21 protein-coding genes are annotated in these 23,740 nt (G+C 65.3%); 16 read left to right on the plus strand and 5 right to left on the minus strand.

Translation table 11 applies throughout. The features are described from left to right. The first annotated feature begins 55 nt into the window (after nucleotides 1-55). From uvrC to BRX37_RS05690, 3 genes are all read left to right on the plus strand, one after another. Nucleotides 56-1,969, plus strand: coding sequence for an excinuclease ABC subunit UvrC (gene uvrC, locus BRX37_RS05680; RefSeq protein ID WP_125985896.1), 1,914 nt, complete (start codon nucleotides 56-58; stop codon nucleotides 1,967-1,969). Between the two features lie 150 nt (nucleotides 1,970-2,119). Further along, a complete protein-coding gene (locus BRX37_RS05685; protein ID WP_318276614.1) occupies nucleotides 2,120-2,374 on the plus strand; it encodes a hypothetical protein in 255 nt (84 codons plus the stop codon). Then, entirely contained in the window at nucleotides 2,371-3,897 is a 1,527-nt protein-coding gene (locus BRX37_RS05690) for a methyl-accepting chemotaxis protein (RefSeq protein WP_125985863.1), read from the plus strand. The genes BRX37_RS05685 and BRX37_RS05690 overlap by 4 nt, the downstream gene beginning before the upstream one ends. Here the strand turns inward: BRX37_RS05690 and BRX37_RS05695 are convergent. After that, nucleotides 3,894-4,781 (minus strand): LysR family transcriptional regulator, encoded by an 888-nt coding sequence (locus BRX37_RS05695; RefSeq protein ID WP_125985864.1) that lies wholly within the window; start codon nucleotides 4,779-4,781, stop codon nucleotides 3,894-3,896. The genes BRX37_RS05690 and BRX37_RS05695 overlap by 4 nt on opposite strands. A gap of 116 nt (nucleotides 4,782-4,897) precedes the next feature. On the opposite strand from BRX37_RS05695, the gene scpC reads away from it, so the two are divergent. The 9 genes from scpC to BRX37_RS05740 all read left to right on the plus strand — a co-directional run bounded on the left by scpC (nucleotide 4,898) and on the right by BRX37_RS05740 (nucleotide 13,582). Further along, on the plus strand, nucleotides 4,898-6,415 hold the full coding sequence (scpC, locus tag BRX37_RS05700) for a succinyl-CoA:acetate CoA-transferase ScpC (RefSeq protein WP_125985865.1): 1,518 nt from the start codon (nucleotides 4,898-4,900) through the stop codon (nucleotides 6,413-6,415). A 141-nt stretch (nucleotides 6,416-6,556) separates the two neighbouring features. Beyond that, nucleotides 6,557-7,537 carry a TerC family protein gene (locus BRX37_RS05705; RefSeq protein WP_125985866.1) on the plus strand — a complete coding sequence of 327 codons (981 nt, stop codon included), beginning with the start codon at nucleotides 6,557-6,559 and terminating at the stop codon, nucleotides 7,535-7,537. Between the two features lie 38 nt (nucleotides 7,538-7,575). Next, on the plus strand, nucleotides 7,576-8,310 hold the full coding sequence (recO, locus tag BRX37_RS05710) for a DNA repair protein RecO (RefSeq protein WP_010337726.1): 735 nt from the start codon (nucleotides 7,576-7,578) through the stop codon (nucleotides 8,308-8,310). A gap of 120 nt (nucleotides 8,311-8,430) precedes the next feature. Next, complete coding sequence (gene leuB, locus BRX37_RS05715; protein ID WP_125985867.1) at nucleotides 8,431-9,474, plus strand: 3-isopropylmalate dehydrogenase; 1,044 nt, start codon at nucleotides 8,431-8,433, stop codon at nucleotides 9,472-9,474. Nucleotides 9,475-9,558: 84 nt separating this feature from the next. Next, nucleotides 9,559-9,975: a hypothetical protein gene (locus BRX37_RS05720; RefSeq protein WP_017502836.1), complete on the plus strand. Its 417-nt coding sequence runs from the start codon at nucleotides 9,559-9,561 to the stop codon at nucleotides 9,973-9,975. Nucleotides 9,976-10,159: 184 nt separating this feature from the next. Further along, the gene (locus tag BRX37_RS05725; protein WP_004207377.1) at nucleotides 10,160-11,158 is read left to right on the plus strand and encodes a threonine dehydratase; all 999 of its coding nucleotides are present in this window, start codon (nucleotides 10,160-10,162) and stop codon (nucleotides 11,156-11,158) included. Beyond that, the gene (locus tag BRX37_RS05730; protein WP_125985868.1) at nucleotides 11,155-12,363 is read left to right on the plus strand and encodes a trans-sulfuration enzyme family protein; all 1,209 of its coding nucleotides are present in this window, start codon (nucleotides 11,155-11,157) and stop codon (nucleotides 12,361-12,363) included. The genes BRX37_RS05725 and BRX37_RS05730 overlap by 4 nt, the downstream gene beginning before the upstream one ends. 32 nt (nucleotides 12,364-12,395) lie before the next feature. Continuing rightward, nucleotides 12,396-12,794, plus strand: coding sequence for a Co2+/Mg2+ efflux protein ApaG (apaG, locus tag BRX37_RS05735; RefSeq protein ID WP_004207375.1), 399 nt, complete (start codon nucleotides 12,396-12,398; stop codon nucleotides 12,792-12,794). After that, the gene (locus BRX37_RS05740; protein WP_004207374.1) at nucleotides 12,791-13,582 is read left to right on the plus strand and encodes a LysR family transcriptional regulator; all 792 of its coding nucleotides are present in this window, start codon (nucleotides 12,791-12,793) and stop codon (nucleotides 13,580-13,582) included. The genes apaG and BRX37_RS05740 overlap by 4 nt, the downstream gene beginning before the upstream one ends. 168 nt (nucleotides 13,583-13,750) lie before the next feature. On the opposite strand, the gene BRX37_RS05745 is transcribed toward BRX37_RS05740, so the two are convergent. Further along, a complete protein-coding gene (locus BRX37_RS05745) occupies nucleotides 13,751-15,025 on the minus strand; it encodes a serine hydrolase (RefSeq protein ID WP_125985869.1) in 1,275 nt (424 codons plus the stop codon). Beyond that, on the minus strand, nucleotides 15,022-17,001 hold the full coding sequence (parE, locus tag BRX37_RS05750) for a DNA topoisomerase IV subunit B (protein ID WP_037519628.1): 1,980 nt from the start codon (nucleotides 16,999-17,001) through the stop codon (nucleotides 15,022-15,024). The genes BRX37_RS05745 and parE overlap by 4 nt, the downstream gene beginning before the upstream one ends. A gap of 153 nt (nucleotides 17,002-17,154) precedes the next feature. Between parE and BRX37_RS05755 the strand changes: the two genes are divergently transcribed. Both BRX37_RS05755 and BRX37_RS05760 read left to right on the plus strand, forming a co-directional pair. Beyond that, nucleotides 17,155-17,997, plus strand: coding sequence for an outer membrane protein (locus tag BRX37_RS05755; RefSeq protein WP_125985870.1), 843 nt, complete (start codon nucleotides 17,155-17,157; stop codon nucleotides 17,995-17,997). 115 nt (nucleotides 17,998-18,112) lie between these two features. Beyond that, nucleotides 18,113-19,291 carry a M48 family metalloprotease gene (locus BRX37_RS05760; RefSeq protein ID WP_125985871.1) on the plus strand — a complete coding sequence of 393 codons (1,179 nt, stop codon included), beginning with the start codon at nucleotides 18,113-18,115 and terminating at the stop codon, nucleotides 19,289-19,291. Nucleotides 19,292-19,343: 52 nt separating this feature from the next. Here the strand turns inward: BRX37_RS05760 and BRX37_RS05765 are convergent, their stop codons facing one another. After that, on the minus strand, nucleotides 19,344-20,033 hold the full coding sequence (locus BRX37_RS05765) for a GcrA family cell cycle regulator (RefSeq protein WP_037519632.1): 690 nt from the start codon (nucleotides 20,031-20,033) through the stop codon (nucleotides 19,344-19,346). A 113-nt stretch (nucleotides 20,034-20,146) separates the two neighbouring features. Between BRX37_RS05765 and BRX37_RS05770 the strand changes: the two genes are divergently transcribed. Next, on the plus strand, nucleotides 20,147-20,995 hold the full coding sequence (locus tag BRX37_RS05770; RefSeq protein WP_010337736.1) for an ABC transporter permease: 849 nt from the start codon (nucleotides 20,147-20,149) through the stop codon (nucleotides 20,993-20,995). A gap of 124 nt (nucleotides 20,996-21,119) precedes the next feature. Here the strand turns inward: BRX37_RS05770 and BRX37_RS05775 are convergent, their stop codons facing one another. Further along, complete coding sequence (locus BRX37_RS05775; protein ID WP_017499497.1) at nucleotides 21,120-22,439, minus strand: UDP-glucose dehydrogenase family protein; 1,320 nt, start codon at nucleotides 22,437-22,439, stop codon at nucleotides 21,120-21,122. Nucleotides 22,440-22,596: 157 nt separating this feature from the next. Here BRX37_RS05775 and wecB point away from each other — a divergent pair, with 157 nt between their 5' ends. Then, nucleotides 22,597-23,733 (plus strand): non-hydrolyzing UDP-N-acetylglucosamine 2-epimerase, encoded by a 1,137-nt coding sequence (gene wecB / locus BRX37_RS05780; RefSeq protein ID WP_125985872.1) that lies wholly within the window; start codon nucleotides 22,597-22,599, stop codon nucleotides 23,731-23,733. The last annotated feature ends 7 nt before the right edge of the window (nucleotides 23,734-23,740 follow it).

Raw genomic sequence — 23,740 nt, forward strand, 5'->3', positions numbered from 1 at the left:
CCCTTTGTTCCACACCGCCATTGCGATCCGCGTCGGTGCCGCTATCTCTGCGGCCATGTCGCAGCCGCAATCCCCCGACCGTTTCAACGAAGACAAGGCGACCTATACCGTCACCGGCAGCCAGCCCGATATCGATGCGGGCGTGGAGGCGATCCGCACGACGCTGAAGACCTTGCCGACCCGGCCCGGCGTCTATCGGATGCAGGATGCGCGCGGCGACGTTCTCTATGTCGGCAAGGCGCGGGCGCTGAAGAACCGGGTCGCCAATTATACCCAGGTCGATCGGCTGCCCAACCGGCTGCGGCGCATGGTGGCGCAGACCCGCAGCATGACGATCGTCACCACCAACAGCGAAGCCGAAGCGCTGCTACTGGAGGCGCAACTCATCAAGCGCTACCGCCCGCCCTATAATGTCCTGCTGCGCGACGACAAAAGCTTCCCCTTCATCCTGTTGCGCGAGGATCACGCCTTTCCCCGCGTGCAGAAGCATCGCGGCGCGCGCAAATATAAGGGGCGCTATTATGGCCCCTTCGCCAGCGCCGGATCGGTGACGCGGACGATCAATGCGCTGCAGAAGCTGTTCCTGCTGCGGTCCTGCACCGACAGCTTCTTCGCCAATCGTTCGCGGCCCTGCCTGTTGTATCAGATCAAGCGCTGCTCGGCGCCCTGCGTCGATCGCATCGACACGGCCGGCTATGCCGAACTGGTGCAGGACGCGCAGGATTTCCTTGGCGGCAAGTCGACCGCCGTGCAGCAGAAGCTGGGCGCGGCGATGGAGGCGGCGGCCGAGGCGCTGGATTTCGAACAGGCGGCGATGATCCGCGACCGGCTGAAGGCGCTGACCTTCATCCAGGGATCGCAGGCGATCAATGCCGAGGGGCTGGGCGACGCCGACATCTTCGCATTGGCGGAGAAGGGCGGATCGATGTGCATCCAGGCCTTCTTCATCCGCGGCGGCCAGAATTGGGGACATCGCAGCTTCTTCCCGGTCCACACCAATGATGTGGCGACCGAAGAGGTGCTGGAAAGCTTCATGGCGCAATTTTACGAGGAAGTGCCGCCGCCCAAGCTGATCCTGACCGACCGTGAGCCAGCCGAGTGCGAACTGATGGCGCTGGCGCTGAGTGAAAGGCTGGGCAGCAAGGTTCGGATCGAGGTGCCCCAGCGCGGCGAGCGCACGCGGCTCATCAAACAGGCGCAGCGCAACGCGGTGGAGGCGCTCGACCGGCGTCTGGCCGAGACCACGACTCAGGCCAAGATATTGGACGAGATGGTCGAGGCTTTCGGGCTGGACGGCGTGCCCGACCGGATCGAAATTTACGACAACAGCCATATCCAGGGAGCCCATGCGCTGGGGGCAATGGTGGTCGCCGGGCCGGAGGGCTTCCGCAAGAACGCCTATCGCAAGTTCAACATGAAGAACCCGGACATATCGAACGACGATTTCGCGATGATGCGCGAAATGTTCGAGCGGCGCTTTGGCCGGGCCGCGCGCGAAGACCCCGATCGCGACGGCGGCGAATGGCCGGACCTGGTGCTCATCGACGGCGGCAAGGGGCAGTTGTCGGCGGCGCGGGTGATGCTGGAGGATATGGGCATCGAGGATGTCTGCATGATCGGCATCGCCAAGGGGCCACATCATGGCCGCGACGGGCGCGAGGTTTTCCACCTGATGGATGGGCGGGAGGTGAGTTTCCCGATCAATCATCCGCTGCTCTTCTACATGCAGCGCCTGCGCGATGAAGCGCATCGCTTTGCCATCGGCGCGCATCGGGCGAAGCGCAGCAAGGCGATCACCGTGTCGTCGCTCGACGAGGTGCCGGGCATCGGCCCGGCCCGGAAAAAGGCGCTTTTGATGCATTTTGGCACGGCGCGGGCGGTGCGGGATGCGGCGCTGGAGGATCTGCAACGCGCACCCGGCGTGTCGAAGGCGGTGGCCCAGCAGGTCTATGATTATTTCCACGGCTGAAAAAATGTGACGATAACGCAATGATTTTTGTTGGCTCATAAGTGTCGCGTTAACAATTGCTGGCGATGTTTCCCCGGCCGATCGGCAGGGGAGACAAGAGTGGGGAACAGGTGGGGGCTTGCGGCTGCGCAATTGGCGACGGTCGGTTTTATGATGCTGGCGGGCGTTCTGGCGCCGCCGGCGCGGGGCGACATGCTCGCCATTCCCCTGACGACGGTCAGCAGCCATGGATTGGCGGCGGGGTTGATTGCGGTCGGCGCGATCCCGATCGGCAAGGGGCAGATCGATGGCGCTTTGGTGGTGCGGGGGGACCGCGACCGCCTGGCCTGGCCGATGCTGACGCGCGGCGTATTGCTGCTGGCGGCGCCCGATTTCCTCTGTGCCGGCAGGGGAGGGCGGGCATGAACGTCGAACGCCCGATGGAAAGCATCCGCTTGGCCGGTGCGCGCATGCTGATGTGGCTATTCTGGCTGAATGTGCCGGCACTGATGCTGATCGGATGGTGGCTGAAGGCACCCGATGCGGAAGTCGGCGCGCTGGCGGCTGCGCTGCTGGCGCTGCTTCCGACCATCATGGTGCGGCGGCGCGACATTGCGGCGCCGGCGCGCATGACGCTGGCGGTGACATCGGTGGCGATCCCGGCGCTCTATGTCTTCCTGCTGCGCGGCCATGACTGGCAGATGGACATGCATATGGGCTTTTTCGCGGCGCTGGCGGCGCAGACCGTGCTGCTCGATCGGCGGGCGCTGCTGGTCGCGGCCGGCGTGACCGCGCTCCACCATCTGATCCTCAACTATAGCTATCCCGCCTGGGTGTTCGCCAGCGAGGGCGATCTGCCTCGCGTGCTGGTGCATGCGCTGATCGTGGTGATCCAGACCCTGATGCTGTGGTGGATCGTGTCGCTGCTGACCCAGACCATTCGCCTGCAGACCGAGGAGCGGCAGCGGAGCGAAGGTCTGCGCAAGGAAGCCGATGCGGCGAAGGAGCGGGCCGAGGTAGCGCTGGCCGAACTGGAGCGGGCGCAGACGATTGCCACCCGACAGCGCGCGATCGAGGAAGCGGCGCGGCGGGCCGAAGAGGCAAGCGAGCGGCGTCGGTTGGTGGCCGATGCGCTGGAGGCGCGGCTGGGCGCGGTGGTCGGCGATCTGGGCCAACTGGCCGGGCAATTGTCGGCCAGCAAGCAATGGCTGTTCGACCTGCTCGATCGCACGACCCAGCGCTCGGCCGAGTTGCGTAAGGCGCATGCCCGCGCCGATGGCGATGTCCGCGCGGTGGCGCAGGACACGGAAAAGCTGGCCATTTCGATCAATGGCGTGGGCGGCAGCGCCAGCCACACCCGCGACAATGCGCTGCGCGGCGCGATGGCGACCCGTGCGCTGACGCCGGAGGTCGACATGCTGTCGGCGACGGTCGATTCTGCCAGTTCGATCGTCGCGCTGATTTCGCAGATCGCGGCGCAGAGCCGGACCCTGTCGCTCAATGCCGGGATCGAGGCGGCACGCAGCGGCAGCGAAGTGCGCGGCTTCGCCGTCGTGGCATCGGAAATGAAGAGCCTCGCCGCGCAGACGGCCGAGGCGACCCGCCAGATCGACATCTATCTGCAGGATATTCGCCGCGCGGCCGACAGCGTGTCGGGCGCGATCGATGTCGCGACCCAATCGGCCGATACCATCGACCGGTCGACCGCCGGCATCGTCGATGATGTGGCGGAACAGATACGCGCCACCGGCGAGATCGCCGCGGCGACCGAGGAGATGGCCCGCCACATCGCCGAAGCGGCGTCCCAGGCCGAAGCGCTGAGCCTGGCGCTGGCGGAGGCGCAATCGGCCATGGGTGAAACCGACGCGGCGGCGACGGCCTTGTCCAGTCGTTCGCAGGAATTGCAGGAAACGGTGCGTAACGTGCTGGAGGAACTGCGCGCCGCCTAGCGCTGGGGCGGGTCGCCGGGAAAATTCGCCTTCAGGAAATCGAGCACTAGCCTGGCGCGGGCGGGCAGGCGCTTCAGCGCGGGATGCACCGCCAAAATGTCGATCGGGTCGATCTGGCTGGCGGGGAGGGCATGCACAAGGCGCCCCGCCTCCAGATCCTCCGCCACCCGCACGGCGGGCAGCATCGCGATGCCGAGGCCGGCAAGCGCGGCGCGATGCACCGCTTCGCTATTGTCGCTGCGGAACGGGCCGCTGATCAACTGGTCGCGGCCGTCCACGGTCCATTTGGCGGGCAGGTCGCCATAGCCATAGGCGATGCAGCGATGGCCGGGCAGGTCGTCGGCGCTGGTTGGCAGGCCATGGCGCGCGACATAGTCGGGATGGGCGACCAGCATGCGGGGCAGGGCACCGAGCCGATGGACGACCAGCATATCGTCCCCGACCGGGCCGACGCGCAGCGCCAGATCGAGCCGGTCCTGGACCAGATCGCGCTGCCAGTCGGTCATCGCCATGTCGATCCGCAGGCCGGGATGCTGATCGCTCAGCAGGCTCAGCAGGCCGAGATAATAGAGGCCCAGCGCAGTGGTGACGCCGATCCGCACCGTGCCGCTGACATCGCCCTGGACCGGGCGCAATTCCTGTTCGGCCACTTCCAGCGCGTCGACCAGAGTACGGGCATGGACCAGCAACTGGTCGGCTTCGGGCGTCGGGACCAGCCGGCGCGTGGTGCGATGAAACAGTACGGTGCCAAAATGGGCTTCCACCTGATCGAGCCGTCGCGCTATGGTGGTGTGGCTCGCATGCATTTCGGCGGCGACGCGCGTGAAACTGGGCTTTTCGCATAGCCGTATGAAGGTGCGGATCGAAAGAAGCAGGTCGCTCATTTGAACATGTCCTGCACAGATATTGTGCCGGGAATCCCTATTGTGCGGAGAACGGAAAAGCCAGACCTAAGCGCCGGCGCAGGGACGCCAGTCAGACATTTAATGGAGACGAGAGGATGGCATCGGATCGTATCGGTCATGCAGGGTTTGCGGCAAAAAGACGCAGCGCGCAGGACGCAGCTGCCCTGATTGCCGACGGCATGACCGTGGGCATGAGCGGCTTCACCGGTTCGGGCTATCCCAAGGCAGTTCCTCTGGCGCTCGCCGACCGAATCACCTCCGCCCATTCGGCCGGCGATCCGTTCCGGGTGAAGGTGTGGACCGGCGCGTCGACCGGGCCGGAACTGGACGGTGCGCTCGCCAAGGCCGACGGCGTCGAATTTCGTCTTCCCTATAATAGCGATCCGATCGCCCGCGAGCGGATCAACCGCGGCGAGATGCAATATTTCGACATGCATCTGAGCCAGGTCGCGCCGATGGCGTGGCAGGGCTTTTTGGGCGAACTGGATGTCGCCGTGGTCGAAGTGACCGGCATCACGCCCGATGGCCTGCTGATTCCGTCCGCCTCGGTCGGCAACAACAAGACGTGGCTCGATCGCGCCAAGGGCATCATCCTGGAGGTCAATAGCTGGCAGAATGCTGCGCTCGAAGGGATGCACGACATTTATTACGGCACGGCGTTGCCGCCCAGCCGCGTGCCGATCCCGCTGACCCGCGCGGATGATCGCATCGGCGAGCCCTATTTTCGCGTCGATCCCGCCAAGGTACTGGCGGTGGTCGAAACCGACTCGCCCGATCGCAACGCGCCCTTCACCCCGCCCGATGACAGTGCGCGGGCGATCGCTGGCCATCTGCTCGAATTCCTCGGCCATGAAGTGAAGATGGGCCGCATTCCGGCGTCGCTGCTGCCGCTTCAGTCGGGCGTCGGCAATATCGCCAATGCCGTGCTGACGGGTCTGATCGACGCGCCGTTCGACAATATGGTCTCCTATACGGAGGTCATTCAGGACGGCATGCTCGACCTGCTGGAATCCGGCAAGCTGCGCATGGCGAGCGCCACCGCCTTCTCGCTCAGTCCCGAGGCGGCGGCGCGGCTCAATGCCGACATGGCCCGTTTCCGCAACAAGATGATCCTGCGCCCGCAGGAAATCAGCAACCATCCCGAACTGGTCCGTCGTCTGGGCTGCATCGCCATGAACGGCCTCATCGAGGCGGACATTTATGGCAATGTGAACTCAACCCATGTCATGGGATCGCGCATCCAGAACGGCATCGGTGGATCGGGCGACTTTGCTCGTAACGCCTATCTGTCGATCTTCATGACGCCCTCGACCGCCAAGCAGGGCAAGATTTCGGCGATCGTGCCGCATGCCAGCCATGTCGACCATATCAACCAGGATGTGCAGGTGATCGTCACCGAACAGGGGCTGGCCGACCTGCGCGGGTTGGCGCCGCGCCAGCGGGCCGAACTGATCATCAACAATTGCGCCCATCCCGATTATCGTCCGATGCTGAAGGATTATTTCAGGCGGGCGATGCAGGGCAGCTATGGCCTGCAGTCGCCGATGCTGCCGGCCGAGGCCTTCGCCTGGCACCAGCGCTTCATCGATACCGGCACGATGATGCCGGGCTGATCATCAATGGCCTGGTGCAGCCTGACCTGCGCCGGGCCACTGATCATTGCTGTTCGATTGCCGCTTTCCGACATATTCCCGCTGAGGGAACCGGGAGCCATGCCGTCCGCTTGACCTGCATCTTTGCAGCACGGACCCATCATGGAATTCCTGACGACTGACTTTCTCGACAAGCCCATCTGGATGTGGGCGCTCTTCCTGACCATCATCGTCGCGCTGCTGGCGCTGGATCTGGGCGTGCTGCATCGCAAGCGGCGCGAGATCGGCGTGCGGGAGAGCGTGAAGCTGGCGGGTTTCTACATTGCGATCGGCCTGGCCTTTGGCGGCTGGATCGCCTGGCAGATGGGGCAGGAGGCGGCGGTCGCCTATCTGACCGGCTTCGTCGTCGAAAAATCGCTGGCGCTCGACAATGTCTTCGTCATCGCGATGATCTTCTCCTTCTTCCAAGTGCCGCGCCGCTATCAGCATGAGGTGCTGTTCTGGGGCATCATCGGCGTCATCGTCCTGCGCGCGATCATGATCGGACTGGGCGCGGCGCTGGTCCAGAATGTCTCCTGGGCGCTCTATTTCTTCGCGGCGATCCTGATCTTTACCGGCATCCGCATGTTGTGGACGGTCGGCAAGGAACAGACGATGGAGGGCAACCGGCTGCTCGGTTTCCTGCGCCGTCACATGCGCGTGACCGACCGGGTGGAGGGCGACCATTTCTTCGTGCGCCAGCCGGCCGAGCCGGGTGGCAAGCCGTTGCTCCATGCGACGCCGCTGTTCCTGGCGCTGGTGATGATCGAGATTGCCGACGTCATCTTCGCGGTGGATTCTGTGCCGGCGATCTTCGCCATCACCACCGATCCCTTTCTGGTCTATACCTCCAACATCTTCGCGATCCTGGGCCTGCGCGCGCTCTATTTCGCGCTGGCGGCGGCGGTCCACCGCTTCCATTATCTCAAATATGCGCTGTCGGTGGTGCTGATCTTCATCGGCGCCAAGATCTTCCTGGCCGATGCGCTGGGGCTGGAGAAGATCCCGCCGGCCTTTTCCCTGCTGGTGACCGCCGGGGTGCTGGGCGCAGGTATCGGCCTGTCGCTGTGGCGCACCCGTGGCGAGGCGCAGCCGCAACATTAGATTTGGCACGGATGCCGGATCGTCGATAGGAAGGCGCCATGCCCGTCCTCATCACATCCGGGATCGTCTGCGCGCTGCGTGCCCATGGCGAACATGGCGCGGTCGCGCGGCTGCTGACGCCCGATCATGGGCTGGTCGCGGGCTATGTGCGCGGCGGGCGGTCGCGGGCGCTGCGCCCGGTGCTGCTGCCGGGCAATGCGGTGAAGGCCGAGTTCCGCGCCCGTACCGAAGATCAGCTCGCGAGCCTGACCGTCGAATTGGAGCATAGCCGCGCGCCTTTGCTGGGCGAGCCATTGCCGGCGGCAGCGATCGACTGGGCCTGCGCGCTGACGGCGGCCGCTTTGCCGGAGGGAACGCCCTATCCGACGCTCTACGAAGCGCTCGATGGCGTGCTTGGCGCGGTCGAGGCAGCGCCGGCGGCACGGGGCTGGGCGGCGGCTTTGGTTCGCTACGAATTGCTGTTGCTGGCGGAACTGGGGTTTGGCCTTGATCTGAGCCGCTGCGCCGCGACCGGCACCGCCGACGACCTGGCCTTTGTCAGCCCGCGCAGCGCGGCGGCGGTCAGCCGGGCCGGGGCGGAGGGCTATGAGGCGCGCCTGCTGCCGCTGCCGCCTTTCCTGTTGCAGGGCGGGGCGGGAGACTGGCCGCAGATCATGGATGGATTGCGGCTGACAGGCTTCTTCCTGGAACGGTCCGTGCTGACCGAAAGGCGGGCCGATGTGCTGGCCGCGCGCGAAAGACTGGTCGATCGGCTGAAAAGAGCGGTTGCGTAACGCGCGCAGTTTTTGCAAGGGCGGGCGCGCCGTTTCCGCATTCTCCGTTCGCCCGTCGGGCAGCGGCGGCCATTTTCTTTCGCGGAACCGTGGCGGCAGAGATTTAGAAAGAGGTTTCCCATGTTGATCGCCCTGTTCCCTGGAGATGGTATCGGCCCCGAGATCGTCGCGCAGGCGAAGCGCGTACTTGATGCGCTGGCGATCGACGGCCTCACCTATGAAGAGGGACTGGTCGGTGGTTCGGCCTACAAGGCGGTCGGCCATCCGCTGCCGCCCGAGACGCTGGACATCGCCAAGTGCGCCGACGCCATCCTGTTCGGCGCGGTCGGTGATCCCGACTGCGACTCGCTGGAACGCCATCTGCGTCCGGAACAGGCGATCCTGGGCTTGCGCAAGGAACTGGGCCTCTTCTCCAATCTTCGTCCGGCCAAGGTCTTCCCCGAACTGGCGCATGAAAGCGCGCTGAAGCCCGAAGTGGCCGGATCGATCGACCTGCTGATCGTGCGCGAGACCAATGGCGACGTCTATTTCGGCGAGAAGGGCATGCGCACCACCGCCGATGGCCTGCGCGAAGGCTATGACATCATGTCCTATAACGAAGCCGAAGTGCGCCGCATCGCCCATGCCGGCTTCCAGGCGGCGCGCGCCCGTCGCGGCAAGCTCTGCTCGGTCGACAAGGCCAATGTGCTGGAAACCAGCCAGCTGTGGCGCGACGTGGTGATCGAGGTGTCGGCCGAATATCCCGACGTCGCCCTGACCCACATGTATGTCGATAATGCCGCGATGCAGTTGGTCCGCAATCCCGGCCAGTTCGACGTCATCGTCACCGGCAACATGTTCGGCGATATCCTGTCGGATCAGGCGAGCATGTGCGTCGGCTCGATCGGCATGCTGGCGTCGGCGACGCTCAACGGCAGCGGTCAGGGCCTCTATGAACCGATCCACGGGTCCGCGCCCGACATTGCCGGCCAGGGCAAGGCCAATCCGCTGGCGACCATCCTGTCGGCGGCGATGATGCTGCGTTACTCGCTGAACCTGCCCGAGCCGGCCGACCGGATCGAGGCGGCGGTGGCCAAGGCACTGGCCGACGGTGCCCGTTCGCCGGATCTGGGCGGCACGATGAACACGGTGGAGATGGGCGACGCGGTCCTCGCGGCGCTCTGACGGGCCGCGGTTCATCGCATTTGCGTGACGCGAACGTAAAGTTTCTTCGTTTCCGGTCGATATGAACGGTGAATGGGGACGCAAATGCCGACTGAACTGATTGAAGACCATCATGTCCTGCGGGGCATGATGCGGGATTTTGCCAGCATGATGGACGATGACGTCCGTGATATGGCACTTCTGACCCGCTGGCGCATTCGCTTCGCCCAGCTGTTTCGCGACCATATGGGGCGTGAGGACATGCTGGCGCGGGGCTTGCGCCAGGGGCCGCTGGCGATGGAAGCCGAGCCGGTCGTGCATCAGCATGGCCGCACCATGGTGGCCCTGTTCCTGCGCTATAGCGACCATATCAAGCAATGGACCCCGGCCCAGATCGCGGCCGACTGGGGCAATTACAAGCGGGCGACGCTGGAGCTGCAGGATTCCCTCTATGACCATATGGAATGGGAGGAAGCGCATCTGCATCCGCTGATCGAGGGCAGGGTGCGCAGGGCCGCCTAGACCTTGATCGCTTCAGGCTGAATCTGCCTGAAGCGTGAATCAAGGTCTAGCATCCAAGAATAGAGCCTGATTCACGCTATCGGTGGAAGCGCAAGGCGCTTCCGCCTCAAACGATCAGGCTCTAGGGGGCCAATTCGCGCATATCGGTCCTGTCGGCTCTTACACGCGCCAGCTAGGCAGCGGCATGGACGACTTTTCCCTGCCCAGCCTTCGTGCCGCCGCCGCCATGGTTCATGACCAGGTGCCGCCGACCCCGCAATATGCCTGGCCGCTGCTGGCCGGGCGGATCGGCGTCGAAACCTGGGTCAAGCATGAGAACCACACGCCGACCGGCGCCTTCAAGGTGCGCGGCGCCATCACCTATATCGACTGGCTGCGTCGCACCCATCCCGAAGTGACGGGAATCATCACCGCGACCCGCGGCAATCATGGCCAGGCGCAGGTGCGCGCGGCCCGCGCCGCCGGTCTTCAGGCGACGATCGTCGTTCCCCACGGCAATGCGCTGGAAAAGAATGCGGCGATGCGCGCATTCGGCGCGACGCTGATCGAACACGGCCATGATTTCGACAGCGCCAAGGCGGAGGCGGTGCGGTTGGCCGCCGAGCAAGGTCTGTTCATGGTCCCGGCCTATCATGCGCAACTGGTGCGCGGCGTCGCCAGCTATGGGCTGGAACTGTTCGATGCGGTGCCGGACCTGGACACCGTCTATGTCCCCGTCGGTTGCGGATCGGGCCTGTGCGCCACGATCGCGGCGCGCGATGCGCTGGGCCTCAAGACCAAGGTCGTCGGCGTCGTGTCCGCCCATGTCGATGCGGCCAAGCGCTCGTTCGAGGCAGGGCAATTGCTCACCAGCCCGACTGCCTATACCTTTGCCGATGGCGTCGCCGTCTGCACCCCGGTCCAGGCCGCGCTCGACTATTTCGGGCCGCGCGCCGACCGTTTCGTCGGCGTCACCGATGACGAGGTGGCCGACGCCATCCGCATCTACTGGCAGGACACCCATAATCTGGCCGAGGGCGCCGGTGCGGTGGCGCTGGCCGCGCTGATCCAGGAAAAGGAGCAGATGCGCGGCAAGAAGGTTGCGGTTATCCTCTCGGGCGGTAATGGCGACATGAGCCAGATGGCACAGATATTGGGCGGCGAAACGCCGCGCGTCACGACGGATATGCGGAAGGCGATATGAAGCGGAAGAGCGGGCAGAACCCTGAGATCACCAAGAACTGGAAGCCGGCGACGCTGGCCATCCGGGGCGGCACCGCGCGCACCGAATATGGCGAGACGTCCGAGGCTTTGTTCCTGTCCAGCGGCTATTGCTACGACCGGGCCGAGGATGCCGCCGCGCGCTTCGCCGGTGAACAGCAGGGCATGACCTATAGCCGGCTGCAGAACCCGACCGTCGAGATGCTGGAGCAGCGCATCGCCCTGCTGGAAGGCGCCGAAGCCTGCCGCGCGACCGCGACCGGCATGGCGGCGATGACTGCTGCCCTGCTGTGCCAGCTGTCGGCCGGCGACCATGTCGTCGCGGCCAAGGCGGCCTTTGGCTCCTGCCGCTGGCTGGTCGACACGCTGCTGCCCAAGTTCGGCATCGTGACGACGACGATCGACGGCAGCGACGTTGCCGCCTGGGAAGCGGCGGTACAGCCCAATACCAAGGTCTTCTTCTTCGAGACGCCGGCCAACCCGACCATGGACGTGGTCGACATCGCTGCCGTCTGCGCGATCGCCAAGGCCCGCGGCATCACCACCGTCGTCGACAACGCTTTCGCCTCGCCCGCGCTGCAGCGGCCGATGGAGTTCGGCGCTGACGTGGTCGCCTATAGCGCGACCAAGATGATGGACGGGCAGGGCCGAGTGCTGGCCGGCGCCATCTGTGGCAGCCGCGACTGGATCGACAATGTGCTGCTGCCCTTCCACCGCAATACCGGCCCGACGCTGAGTGCGTTCAACGCCTGGGTGGTGTTGAAGGGGCTGGAGACGCTGGACCTGCGCATTCGCCGCCAGAGCGAGAATGCGCTCAAGGTTGCGCAATTCCTCGAAACCCGCCTGCCCAAGGTCAATTATCCGGGGCTGGAGAGCCATCCGCAGCATGCGCTGGCGATGCGGCAGATGGAAGCGGCCGGGCCGATCTTTTCCATCTACACCGGTGGTGGCCGGGCTGAGGCGCATGGCCTGCTCAACGCGCTGGAACTGGTCGACATCAGCAACAATATCGGCGACTCGCGCTCGCTGATGACCCATCCGGCATCCACCACCCATTTCGGCATGGCCGAAGAGGCGCGGCTGGAAGTCGGCATCACCGAGGATATGCTGCGCCTGAACGTCGGCCTGGAAGATCCGGACGATGTGATCGCGGACTTCGACCAGGCGCTCAAGACGATAGGGCGTTGACGGAACCGGGCAGGGAGGCGCATGCGGGAGATATGAACGCATTGTTCCCCCTGCACGCGACGACGCGGGACATCATCGTCCATGTCGCCGTGACTTTCCTGCCCGAACAGTCGGAGCCGGACCGGGGGCGCTGGTTCTGGGCCTATCATATCCGGATCGAAAATCAGGGCGAACAGCCGGTGCAACTGCTGAGCCGTCACTGGATCATCACCGATGGGCGGGGCATTCAGCAGGAATTGGAGGGTGAAGGCGTGATCGGGGAACAGCCGGTGGTGCAACCGGGCAAAAGCTATGACTATGTGTCGGGCTGCCCGCTCAACACGGCGACGGGGTCGATGCGCGGCGCCTATACGATGATCGGTTCCGATGGCGAGACGTTCGAGGTGACCATTCCCCATTTCGCGCTGATCGCGCCGGCGGTGGCCGAATGAAGCGGACCCATTTGCCGCTCAACGGCCTGCGCGTGCTGGATGCCGCGGCGCGTCACCTGTCCTTCACCCGCGCCGCCGACGAACTGGCGGTGACGCCGGCGGCGGTCGGCCAGCAGATCCGCGCGCTGGAGGATATGCTGGGCGTGGTGCTGTTTCGTCGCACGCCCAAGGGGCTGGAACTGACGCCCGAGACCGAGGCGGGGCTGGAAGCGCTGCGCGCCGGTTTCCTGGAGTTCGAGGAAGCGGTGCGGGCGATGCAGGCAGGCCAGTCCAGTTCGTCGCTGACGATCGCGGCACCGCGCGACATTACCGCCAAATGGCTGCAGCCGCGCCTGGCCGCTTATGCTGCGAGCCAGCCTGGCCTGACTTTCTCGCTGGTTGCCGCCGACGAGGCGCTGGACTTTACCGAGGCCAATCTGGATCTGGCGCTGCGCCTGACCGATGGCGCGGGCGAGCATGAGGGCATCAAGATCGGCGAAACCGCCTTCGTCACCGTGGAAGCGGCGGCAGGTGGGCCGGAGCAGCGGATCGAATGGCCCGGCTGCCCCTCGGGCGACCTGCCTGCCGCGATCCGGGTGGCGGATGCAGGGCTGGCGATCGAGGCGGCGGCGAACGGCTTTGGCCGGGCGAGCGTGCCGCTGCTGCTGGCGCAGGCGGATATCGAGAATGGACGGGTGCGCAAGGTGGGCGATGCCCTGCCGACAATGCTCAGCTACTGGCTGATCGCCCCGCTGCCGCAATGGCGCCAGAAGAAGGTCAAGGCGCTGGTCGAGGCGCTCACGGCCTGACCCGGCGGGGGCAGGAAAATAGGATTTGGTCCGCTTAACTTCGCATATTTTCCGCGCATTTTGACATTAAATGTCCAACTGGTGATGGATTGTTGCGAGCGTCGTCCATGTCCCATCGGGCATGTATAGAGGATCGGCGGCGTGTAGGACAGGCGCCGGACCGGGCGATCAGTCGGCGAGCAGGTTGAGCGCGCGCGTCATCAGCATGACGAAGCGGCCTTCGTCGACGCGGGCGACCGGATCGTTCCAGGCGCCGCTGACCGCGTAATATTGGCCGTCCTGCGCCTGCACCAGGAAGTTCATGGCAATGACGCCGGGTTCGCTGCCGCCCTTGTATCCGAAATAGCGCCAGCGTTTCGCGTTGGCGGGGGCGATGCCCGGATTGACCGCCATGATCGACAGGGCATCGCCACCGGTGCGGCGCAGCCAGTCGAGCTGGGCGATTTCCTCCTGCGGGCTGGCGAACCATTCGAGCGTATCGATCGCCACCGGATTTTCCGACACGGTGCCGACATCGACATGAGCGGCGGTCAGCCGGGTGGCGGCATCCCGCAACAGGGCGCGGCGATCGGCGATGGTCCCGGCCTCATAGCGGCGGCGCAATTCGGCATTGGCCGGCATCTTGAGGGCAAAGGCCTCTGCCGTGGTCAGCATCGGCAGGCTGCGGGGATCGGTGATGCCGAAGCGCTGGCGCATGGCGTCGACCTTGTCGCGGCCGAGGCCCAGCAGCAACGTGTCCGATGCGCTATTGTCGCTTTCGGCGATCATCGCGGTCGCCAGGCTGTGCAGCGTCATCGGCGCATGATCGGGCCATGCCATCAGCCGGCCGGAAAAGCTTTTCGGGCCGAGCGGGATGACATCGCTCCAGCGCCGCTCGCCGGCCTGCACCGCACGCGCCAGTTCGGCCAGCACGGTCAGCTTGAAGGAGGAGCCGGTGGCCATCGGCTGGTCGGGACGGTGCGACTGGAGCAGGACGGGACCGGCGTCGGTCAGCCGGGCGATGGCGAAGCTGCTGCGACCCGGCAGGGCGGCGATGTCGCGCAGCACTGTGGCCATGCTGTCATCGGCCTGGCGGCTGCCGATGATGCGTAGGCCGACGACGCGGTTGGGCGGATCGGGGGCGATCACCAGCGTGATGGCGACGATCGCCCGTTCGTAGCGGACCTCCATCTGCCCGGCGGTTGCGCTCTGCTGGGTGACGGCGCCAAGCGCGATCGGACGGCCATGCTGGCGGCGCAGGTCGGCGGCGAGCGCGCGCCAGCGGTCGACCGGGATCGCGTCGATGAAGACGGGGGAGAAGAAGTCGGCTTCGTTGCCGGGGCCGGCAAGGATGGTCACCAGTTGCGTGGCGCGCGCGCGAAAGGCAGGGGCAGGATCAGCCATGGCGCGGCCCGGCAGCAGCGCCATCCCGATGAGGACAAGCGCGGCCGCCAGCAGCCTCATGCGTCAATCGCTTCCTCATCGACCGCTGCCGCATTTTCCTGGATGAAGGCGAAGCGATGGGCTGGGTTGGTGCCCATCAGCCGCTCGACCAGATCGCGCACCTGCTGCCGATCCTCGATATCGTCGGGCAGGGTGATGCGGATCAGGCTGCGGGTCTTGGGGTCCATGGTGGTTTCGCGCAGCTGCATCGGGTTCATTTCGCCCAGCCCCTTGAAGCGGCTGATCTCGACCTTCTTGCCCTTGAACTCCTTGGCCAGCATCGCCTCGCGCTGGGCATCGTCCATCGCATAGAGGCTCTTGCCGCCGGCGGTCAGGCGATAGAGCGGCGGTTGCGCCAGATAGAGATGGCCGCGCCGTACCAGCTCGGGCATTTCCTGGAAGAAGAAGGTCATCAGCAGGGTGGCGATATGGGCGCCGTCGACATCGGCGTCGGTCATGATGACGATGCGTTCGTAGCGCAGATTGTCGGGGTTGCAATCCTTGCGCGTGCCGCAGCCCAACGCCAGGATCATGTCGGCAATTTCCTGGTTTGCCAATATCTTGGCGGTGTTTGCTGAGGCGACGTTGAGGATCTTGCCGCGCAGGGGCAGGATCGCCTGCGTCTTGCGGTCGCGGGCCTGCTTGGCCGATCCGCCTGCGGAATCACCTTCGACCAGAAAGATTTCAGCACCTTCCGGGTCATCGTTTGAACAATCCGTGAGCTTGCCGGGCAGGCGCAGCTTGCGCGCGCTGGTGGCGGTCTTGCGCTTGACCTCCTTTTCCTGCTTGCGCTTCAGCCGCTCGTCCATGCGGTCGATGACATAGGCGAGCAGCGCCTTGCCCCGGTCCATATGGTCGGTCAGGAAATGGTCGAAATGGTCGCGCACCGCATTTTCGACCAGGCGCGCGGCGTCGGGGCTGGTCAGGCGATCCTTGGTCTGGCTCTGGAACTGGGGATCGCGGATGAAGACCGACAGCATGATCTCCGATGACGTCATGATGTCATCGGCGGTGATGTCCTTCGCCTTCTTCTGCCCCACCAGTTCGCCAAAGGCACGGATGCCCTTGACCAACGCGGCGCGCAGGCCGTTTTCATGGGTGCCGCCATCGGGGGTCGGGATGGTGTTGCAATACCAGCTATAGCTGCCGTCGGACCAGAGCGGCCAGGCGACCGCCCATTCGACCCGGCCGGCTTCGCCCGGAAAATCCTGATTGCCCGAGAAGAATTGGGTGGTGGCGCATTCGCGGTCGCCCAGTTGCTCCTTCAGATGGTCGGCCAGGCCGCCGGGGAACTGGAACACCGCTTCGGGCGGGGTGTCGTCGCCGATCAGTTCGGGTGCGCATTTCCAGCGTATCTCGACCCCGGCGAACAGATAGGCCTTGGACCGGGCAAGGCGATAGAGCTTGGCCGGCTTGAACTTCTGCTCGCCGAAAATCTCGCTGTCGGGGATGAAGCTGACCGCGGTGCCGCGCCGGTTGGGGGCGGCGCCGACCTTTTCCAGGCCGCTGGTGGGCAGGCCCTGGCTGAAGCTCTGGCGGAACAGTTCCTTGTTGCGCGCGACCTCGATCACCGTCTTGATCGACAGGGCGTTGACGACGCTGATGCCGACGCCATGCAGGCCGCCCGAGGTGGCATAGGCCTTGCCCTCGAACTTGCCGCCCGAATGGAGCGTGGTGAGGATGACTTCCAGCGCCGACTTGCCGGGGAATTTCGGGTGGTCGTCCACCGGAATGCCGCGACCATTGTCAGTGATGGTCAGCTTGTTGCCCGGTTCCAGGCTGATCTCGATCCGGGTGGCGTGACCGGCGACGGCTTCGTCCATGCTGTTGTCGAGCACTTCGGAGGCGAGATGGTGGAAGGCGCGCTCGTCGATGCCGCCAATATACATGCCCGGACGGCGCCGGACCGGCTCCAGCCCTTCGAGCACTTCGATGGTGGAGGCGTCATAGCCCGGAGAGGTGGTGGACTGGGCGGAGGCGAACAGGTCTTCGGACATTCCGCCAAGCTATAGGCAGCCGGGCGTCGGGCGCAAGCGCTGCGCGCACGCGATCGTCAGCAATCAATTGTTACAAGATGCTGTGCAACAAATCCGCCGACCGACCCGTTGCCTCCATCAGGGTATATTCCCAAGGTCAGGCTGGAGAAATTCATGACATTCAAGCATTTTGCGCCGATCGGCGCCACGCTGGCGCTCGCCCTGGCGACGCCGGCAATGGCGCAGGACGACAGCGGCAAGGTTGACTGGACCGGCCCCTATGTCGGCGGCTCCTTCGGCTATAACTGGTCGAAGGGCGATGGTGGCGAGCATCTGCGCTTCGACACGGACGGGGACGGCAATTATGATAATGTCGTCACCACGGCGGCGGGGGCCAACGCCTTTTCGCCCGGCACGTGCGGCGGTTCGGCTCGGGGGGCGACGCCGGCCAGCGGCTGCAATGGTGACAAGGATGCGATCGGCTGGATGGGCCATGTCGGCTATGACCGGCAGTTCGGCAATATCGTCGCGGGCATCGTCGGCGAAGCGGGCAAGGCCTATGTCAGCGACAGCGTGACCGAATATTCGACCACGCCGGCCAGCTATACCATGACCCGGCGGATCGGCTGGAACGCCAATCTGCGCGCGCGGCTGGGCTATACCACCGATGGCGGGTTCATGCCCTATATCACCGGCGGTCTGGCCTATGCGAAGGTGAAGAATCATTTCGACACCAGCAACACCGCCAACAGCTTCACCGAATATGATCGCAAGGAAGATGCCTGGGGCTACACCATGGGCGGCGGTGTCGAAGCCAAGGTTGCGCAGAATTTCTCGATCGGCGCCCGCTATCTTTGGACCCGTTATAACACGGGCGACTATCGCGTCGATGTAGGGCAGGGCAGCGCGCCCGCGACCAACCCCTTCATCATCACGCCATCCGGCGGCACCAGCATCAACCGTGGCGACAAGTTCGACAATCAGAGCCTGATGGCGACCGCCAGCTTCCGCTTCTGATCCGCTGCCATGAAGGGGCCGGGGCGATGTTCCGGCCCTTTCCTCTTGTGATCTTTACCTGATCCCGCGCCCGACATAGCTTCCCGCCGACAAGATAAGGCGGGAGGTCGAGAATATGGCGGCAGGTTTCAACCCCGATGCGGCGACCGCCGCCTATCTGGCGACGCTGTCGCCGGCCCAGCATGAACGGGCGATCGCCTATACCCAGGGCGGGCATTGGCTGTTGCTGTGGGGCATGCTGGTGACGCTGGTCGCCATGGCGCTGATCTGGCGCAGCGGCCTGCTGGTGCGGCTGGGGCGGCGGGTGCATGTGCGGCGCCCCAATCTGGCGGTGTTCCTGTCCGCCTTGCTCTTCTTCCTGCTCGACTGGCTGATCGAACTGCCCTGGTCCATCTATGCCAATTGGGGACGCGAGCGCAGCTATGGGCTGACCAGCCAGGGTTTTGGCGGCTGGCTGGGCGAGGACATATTGTCGACTGCAATCAGCTTGCCGTTGCTGGCGCTGCTGGCGGTCGCCATCTATGCGCTGATGCGCCGCACGCCGCGCTGGTGGTGGGCCTGGTCGGGGCTGGTGGTCGTGCTGGGCATCATCCTGATGGTGGTGATCGCGCCGGTGGCGATCGAGCCACTGTTCAATAAATATACGCCCGCGCCCGCCGGGCCGACCCGCGATGCGGTGGTCGAACTGGCGCATCGTGCCGGCGTGCCGGGCGACAAAATCTATATCTATGACGGGGCGAAGCAGTCGGAACGCTATACCGCCAATGTCTCCGGCCTGTTCGGCACGGCGCGGGTAGCGATGAGTGATGTCATGTTCAAGCGTGGCGCCGACCTGGCCGAGGTGCGCGGCGTCGTAGGCCATGAAATGGGCCATTATGCCGAACATCATGTGCTGTGGCTGGCGGGCGGCATGAGCCTGCTGGCGATGCTGCTCTTCTTCCTGGTCGACCGGCTCTATCCGGTGGCGGCGCGCTGGTTCGGCGCGGGCAGCGCGATCAGCGATCCGGCGCATATGCCGGTCGCCTGGGCGGTGGCGGCAGTGGTCGGGATATTCCTGGTGCCGCTGATGAACAGCATCAGCCGCTATGACGAGAATGCTGCCGACCGTTTCTCGCTCAAGGTCGCGCATGAGCCCGATGGCCTTGCCAAGGCGCTGGTCAAGACGATCGAATATCGCGCTTCATCGCCCTCGCGGCTGGAGGAAATCCTGTTCTACGACCATCCCAGCGTCGAACGGCGCATCCATGCCGCGATGGTCTGGAAGGCGGAAAATCCGCAACTGGTCAGCAAATAGGGGGCAAAAGAAAAGGCCGCCCGGTGGGGCGGCCTTCCTTATCTGGTTTGGCTCAGCGAACCCGCGGGCCGCCAAAGGGTAGCGGCGGGGGCGGGCGGCGCGTGCCGCGCGGCAGCTGTGCCTGATAGGCGCGGCCGCAATGTTCCACGCAATAGGGGAAGCCAGGGTTCACCGCTTCGCCGCAGAAATGGAAGTCCGGCTCGCCCGGATGGCCCATCGGCCACTTGCAGATCCGCTCGGTCAGGTCGAGCAGGCTCGTCTTGCCGGCAATTTCGGCGCTCGGCTTGGCGGGCACCAGACGGCGCGGCGGCGCCGGCGGGATCGGTGCCTGCTGGTCACCGGGGCCCTGGCGCAGGAAGCCGCCGGGGCCGACCGACACGATGCGCGGCTGCGGCGCGGCAGGCGCGTCGCTGGGGGCAGCGGCAGCAGCCGGTGCGGCAGGCGCAGCCGGTGCGGCGACCGGGGCCGGACGCGGCGGCGGCGGCGGGGCGGCCACGGGCGCGGCGGCGCGGGGCGCTTCGGCTTCCGGGGCAGGGGCTGCCGGCTTGCGGGCGGGCGCGGCCTTCTTGGGCGCCTCGTTGGCCTTCACCGGGGACGGGCGCGACTGCAGGCCAAGGCGATGCGCCTTGCCGATCACCGCGTTACGGCTGACGCCGCCCAGTTCGTCCGCGATCTGGCTCGCGGTCAGGCCCTTTTCCCACATCGCCTTGAGCTGGTCGATACGTTCGTCGGTCCAGGACAATGAAAACTCCTCACAATCTGTGCTATGCGCCCTATATGGGGCATGCAGGCGCGACTTCCAACCGCGCAGAACGCCCTTGCGGCATAACGGACCAGCCGATAGTCGATCCCATCATGAACGACCAGCCCAAAATTGCAGCCGCCCATCCCGCACCCGTTCCCTTCCATGAACCGGGGGAGTTGGTGATCCGCAACGTCAATTGGGCCGGCATGCGCGCGCTCTACCGCAAGGAAGTGCGGCGCTTCATGAAGGTGCAACTCCAGACGATCTGGGCGCCGGCCGTTACCACGCTGATGTTCCTGGTGATTTTCACCATCGCGCTGGGCGGGGCGAACCGCCAGGTGCTGGGCGTGCCCTTTGCCGATTTCATCGCGCCGGGCCTGATGATGATGGGCATGATGAACAATGCCTTCGCCAACAGCAGCTTCTCGCTGCTAGCGGGCAAGATGCAGGGGACGCTGATCGACTATCTGATGCCGCCGCTGTCGGTGGGCGAACTGCTGCTGGCGCTGGTCGGCGCGGCGGTGACGCGCGCGGTAGCGGTCGGTCTGGCGCTGTGGGGTGCGATGGCGCTTTGGCCCGGCGTGCATGTGACGCCGACGCATCTGTGGGCAGTGATCTGGTTCGGCCTGATGGGCGCCAGCCTGACCGCGTTCATCGGCGTGATGACGTCGATCTGGGCAGAAAAATTCGATCATGCCGCCGCCATCACCAATTTCGTGATCGGGCCGATGACCCTGTTGTCGGGCACCTTCTATTCGATCGACCGCCTGTCGCCGCTCTTCCGGGCGATCAGCCACGCCAACCCCTTCTTCTACGCCATTTCCGGTTTCCGCTATGGCTTCGTCGCGGCGGCGGACGGCAATGTGCTGGTCGGAAGCGTCGTGCTGCTGGCGCTCAATGCCGGGCTGGCGGTGCTCTGCTATGTGCTGCTGCGCAAGGGCTGGAAGCTCAAGGCCTGACGGCGTCAGGTCAGGGCCGCAAAGATCGGCACGGCCAGCATCGCGCCCAGGATCAGCATGGCTGCCAGCAGCCAGTGGCGCAGTCGGGGGAGGGCGCTGACGCCCTCCTCTTCCCATGGCCACATTAGGCCGCGCTGCCCTTTCCACCCACGCGGGTGACGGTGAAGCCGGCGGCTTCCGCTTCCGCGACCGGATAGATGTTGCGCAGGTCGACCAGCACCGGCGCGCTCATCGAACCGGCCAGGCGCTTGAGATCCAGCGCGCGGAAGGCGTCCCATTCGGTCACCAGCACCAGCGCGTCGGCGCCGGACGCGGCCTCATAGGCCGAACCGGCCATGGTGACGCCGGGCATCATCGGCGCGGCGACGTCCATGCCCTCGGGATCATAGGCGACGACCTTCGCGCCAGCATCCTCCAGCGCCTGCACGATCGCCAGGCTGGGCGCGTCGCGCATGTCGTCGGTATTGGGCTTGAAGGTGACGCCCAGCAGGGCGACGGTCTTGCCGCGCGCTTCACCGCCCAGCGCCTTCACGATCTTGCGGCCCATGGCGCGTTTGCGCAGGTCGTTCACCTGCACCACGGTTTCGACGATGCGGATCGGCGCGTCGTAATCCTGCCCGGTCTTGACCAGGGCCAGCGTATCCTTGGGGAAGCAGGAGCCGCCATAGCCCGGACCGGCATGCAGGAACTTGCTGCCGATCCGCTTGTCGAGGCCGATGCCGCGCGACACGTCCTGCACTTCGGCGCCGACCGCCTCGCACAGGTCCGCCATCTCGTTGATGAAGGTGATCTTGGTCGCCAGGAAGGCGTTGGCGGCATATTTGATCAGTTCGGCCGTGCGACGGCCGGTGAACATCAGCGGCGCCTGGTTGAGGTTCAGCGGGCGATAGACCTGGCTCATCACCGAAATGGCGCGTTCCGATCCAGTGGTGCCCACGACGACGCGGTCGGGACGCTTGAAGTCGCCGATCGCGGCGCCTTCGCGCAGGAATTCGGGGTTCGACACGACCTGGATGTCGAGGTCCGGGCGCAGTTCGCGCGCGATCCGCTCGACCTCGTCGCCGGTGCCGACCGGCACGGTCGACTTGGTGACGATGACCGCCGGGCCATCCAGGGATTCGACGATCTCCTTGGCGGCGGCATAGACATAGCTGAGGTCGGCATGGCCATCGCCGCGCCGCGAGGGCGTGCCGACGGCGATGAAGATGGCGTCGGCGCCCTTCACGCCTTCGGGCAGGTCGGTGGTGAAGGTCAGGCGACCGGCGGCGGCGTTGGTGCCGACCAGCTGGTCGAGGCCGGGTTCGTAGATCGGCATCGTGCCGGCCTCGATCGCGGCGATCTTGCCCGCATCCTTGTCGACGCAGACGACATCATGGCCGAAATCCGCAAAGCAGGCCCCGGAGACGAGGCCGACATAGCCGGTGCCGATCATGGTGATTTTCATGAGTTGGTGGAACTCCAAACGGGAAGTGATTGGTTTGAGGCTCTAGCATAGTCATAACGCAATACAATTCGCGCCTTTGCGTAATTACCATGCTACCGTTTAGCGGCTGGTTACCCTTTTTTGCCAGGGAAGGCGCATCCGAACGAAAGGGCACAGAGTGAAAGTAGCGCTGGTATTTGGGACACGGCCGGAAGCGATCAAGCTGTTTCCGGTGATCCACGCGCTCAAGGCGCGTGCCGATATCGACACCCGCGTGATCGTGACGGCGCAGCATCGCGGCCTGCTGGACCAGGTGCTGGAGATTGCCGGCATCGTGCCCGACATTGATCTGGACGTCATGACGCCCAACCAGACACTGGACGGGCTGACCGCCAAGCTGATCGTCGCGCTGGGCGAGGCGTTCGACGCGGAAAAGCCCGACCGGGTGGTGGTGCATGGCGACACGCTGACGACGATGGTGGCGAGCCTGGCGGCCTATTATCGCAAGATCCCGGTCGCCCATGTCGAGGCCGGCCTGCGCAGTGGCGACATCCATCATCCTTGGCCCGAGGAGGTCAATCGCCGCGTCGTGGCGTGCATTGCCGACATGAACTTCGCGCCGACCCAGGCGGCGGCCGATGCGCTGCTGCGGGAAAATCGCGATGCGGCCGGCATTCATGTCACGGGGAATACCGTGATCGACGCGCTGCTGGCGACGGTCGATCGGGTCCATGGCGAACCGGCGCTGGCCAGCGGCCTCGACGATCTGTCTACTCGCTTCGCCGGCAAGCGGATCGTGGCCGTCACCAGCCACCGGCGCGAGAATTTCGGCGGCGGGATGGAGGCGATCGCGCGCTCCATCGCCGATATCGCTGCGCGGCCCGATGTCGCGGTGATCTTCCCCGTCCATCCCAATCCCAATGTCCGTCCGGTCATGGATGCGGTGTTGGGCGAGCTGCCCAATGTCGCGATGATCGAACCGCTCGACTATCCCCATTTCGTCCGCCTGCTCGACCTGTGCCATCTGGTGCTGACCGACAGCGGCGGCGTGCAGGAAGAGGCGCCCTCGCTTGGCAAGCCGGTGCTGGTGATGCGCGAGACCACCGAACGGCCCGAAGGGGTGCAGGCCGGCACGGCGAAGCTGGTCGGCGCCGACCGGGACCGGATCGTGCGCGAGGTGCTGGCGCTGCTCGACGATGATGCCGCCTATCAGGCGATGGCCCGTGCCCATAACCCGTTCGGCGACGGCAAGGCGGCCGAGCGGATTGCCGATATCATTGCAGGAAAGGCCGGCGCGGCGCATCTTGCCGCCTGACATTACC

This window comes from Sphingomonas sp. S-NIH.Pt3_0716 (assembly GCF_003950715.1).
In the GTDB taxonomy this organism is placed as follows: Bacteria; Pseudomonadota; Alphaproteobacteria; order Sphingomonadales; family Sphingomonadaceae; genus Sphingobium; species Sphingobium yanoikuyae_A.

Bases quoted from the DNA above. Each gene is read 5' to 3' on its own strand.
- uvrC (WP_125985896.1), top strand. From the start codon at position 56: ATGTCGCAGCCGCAATCCCCCGACCGTTTCAACGAAGACAAGGCGACC.
- BRX37_RS05685 (WP_318276614.1), top strand. From the start codon at position 2,120: ATGATGCTGGCGGGCGTTCTGGCGCCGCCGGCGCGGGGCGACATGCTC.
- BRX37_RS05690 (WP_125985863.1), top strand. From the start codon at position 2,371: ATGAACGTCGAACGCCCGATGGAAAGCATCCGCTTGGCCGGTGCGCGC.
- BRX37_RS05695 (WP_125985864.1), bottom strand. From the start codon at position 4,781: ATGAGCGACCTGCTTCTTTCGATCCGCACCTTCATACGGCTATGCGAA.
- scpC (WP_125985865.1), top strand. From the start codon at position 4,898: ATGGCATCGGATCGTATCGGTCATGCAGGGTTTGCGGCAAAAAGACGC.
- BRX37_RS05705 (WP_125985866.1), top strand. From the start codon at position 6,557: ATGGAATTCCTGACGACTGACTTTCTCGACAAGCCCATCTGGATGTGG.
- recO (WP_010337726.1), top strand. From the start codon at position 7,576: ATGCCCGTCCTCATCACATCCGGGATCGTCTGCGCGCTGCGTGCCCAT.
- leuB (WP_125985867.1), top strand. From the start codon at position 8,431: ATGTTGATCGCCCTGTTCCCTGGAGATGGTATCGGCCCCGAGATCGTC.
- BRX37_RS05720 (WP_017502836.1), top strand. From the start codon at position 9,559: ATGCCGACTGAACTGATTGAAGACCATCATGTCCTGCGGGGCATGATG.
- BRX37_RS05725 (WP_004207377.1), top strand. From the start codon at position 10,160: ATGGACGACTTTTCCCTGCCCAGCCTTCGTGCCGCCGCCGCCATGGTT.
- BRX37_RS05730 (WP_125985868.1), top strand. From the start codon at position 11,155: ATGAAGCGGAAGAGCGGGCAGAACCCTGAGATCACCAAGAACTGGAAG.
- apaG (WP_004207375.1), top strand. From the start codon at position 12,396: ATGAACGCATTGTTCCCCCTGCACGCGACGACGCGGGACATCATCGTC.
- BRX37_RS05740 (WP_004207374.1), top strand. From the start codon at position 12,791: ATGAAGCGGACCCATTTGCCGCTCAACGGCCTGCGCGTGCTGGATGCC.
- BRX37_RS05745 (WP_125985869.1), bottom strand. From the start codon at position 15,025: ATGAGGCTGCTGGCGGCCGCGCTTGTCCTCATCGGGATGGCGCTGCTG.
- parE (WP_037519628.1), bottom strand. From the start codon at position 17,001: ATGTCCGAAGACCTGTTCGCCTCCGCCCAGTCCACCACCTCTCCGGGC.
- BRX37_RS05755 (WP_125985870.1), top strand. From the start codon at position 17,155: ATGACATTCAAGCATTTTGCGCCGATCGGCGCCACGCTGGCGCTCGCC.
- BRX37_RS05760 (WP_125985871.1), top strand. From the start codon at position 18,113: ATGGCGGCAGGTTTCAACCCCGATGCGGCGACCGCCGCCTATCTGGCG.
- BRX37_RS05770 (WP_010337736.1), top strand. From the start codon at position 20,147: ATGAACGACCAGCCCAAAATTGCAGCCGCCCATCCCGCACCCGTTCCC.
- BRX37_RS05775 (WP_017499497.1), bottom strand. From the start codon at position 22,439: ATGAAAATCACCATGATCGGCACCGGCTATGTCGGCCTCGTCTCCGGG.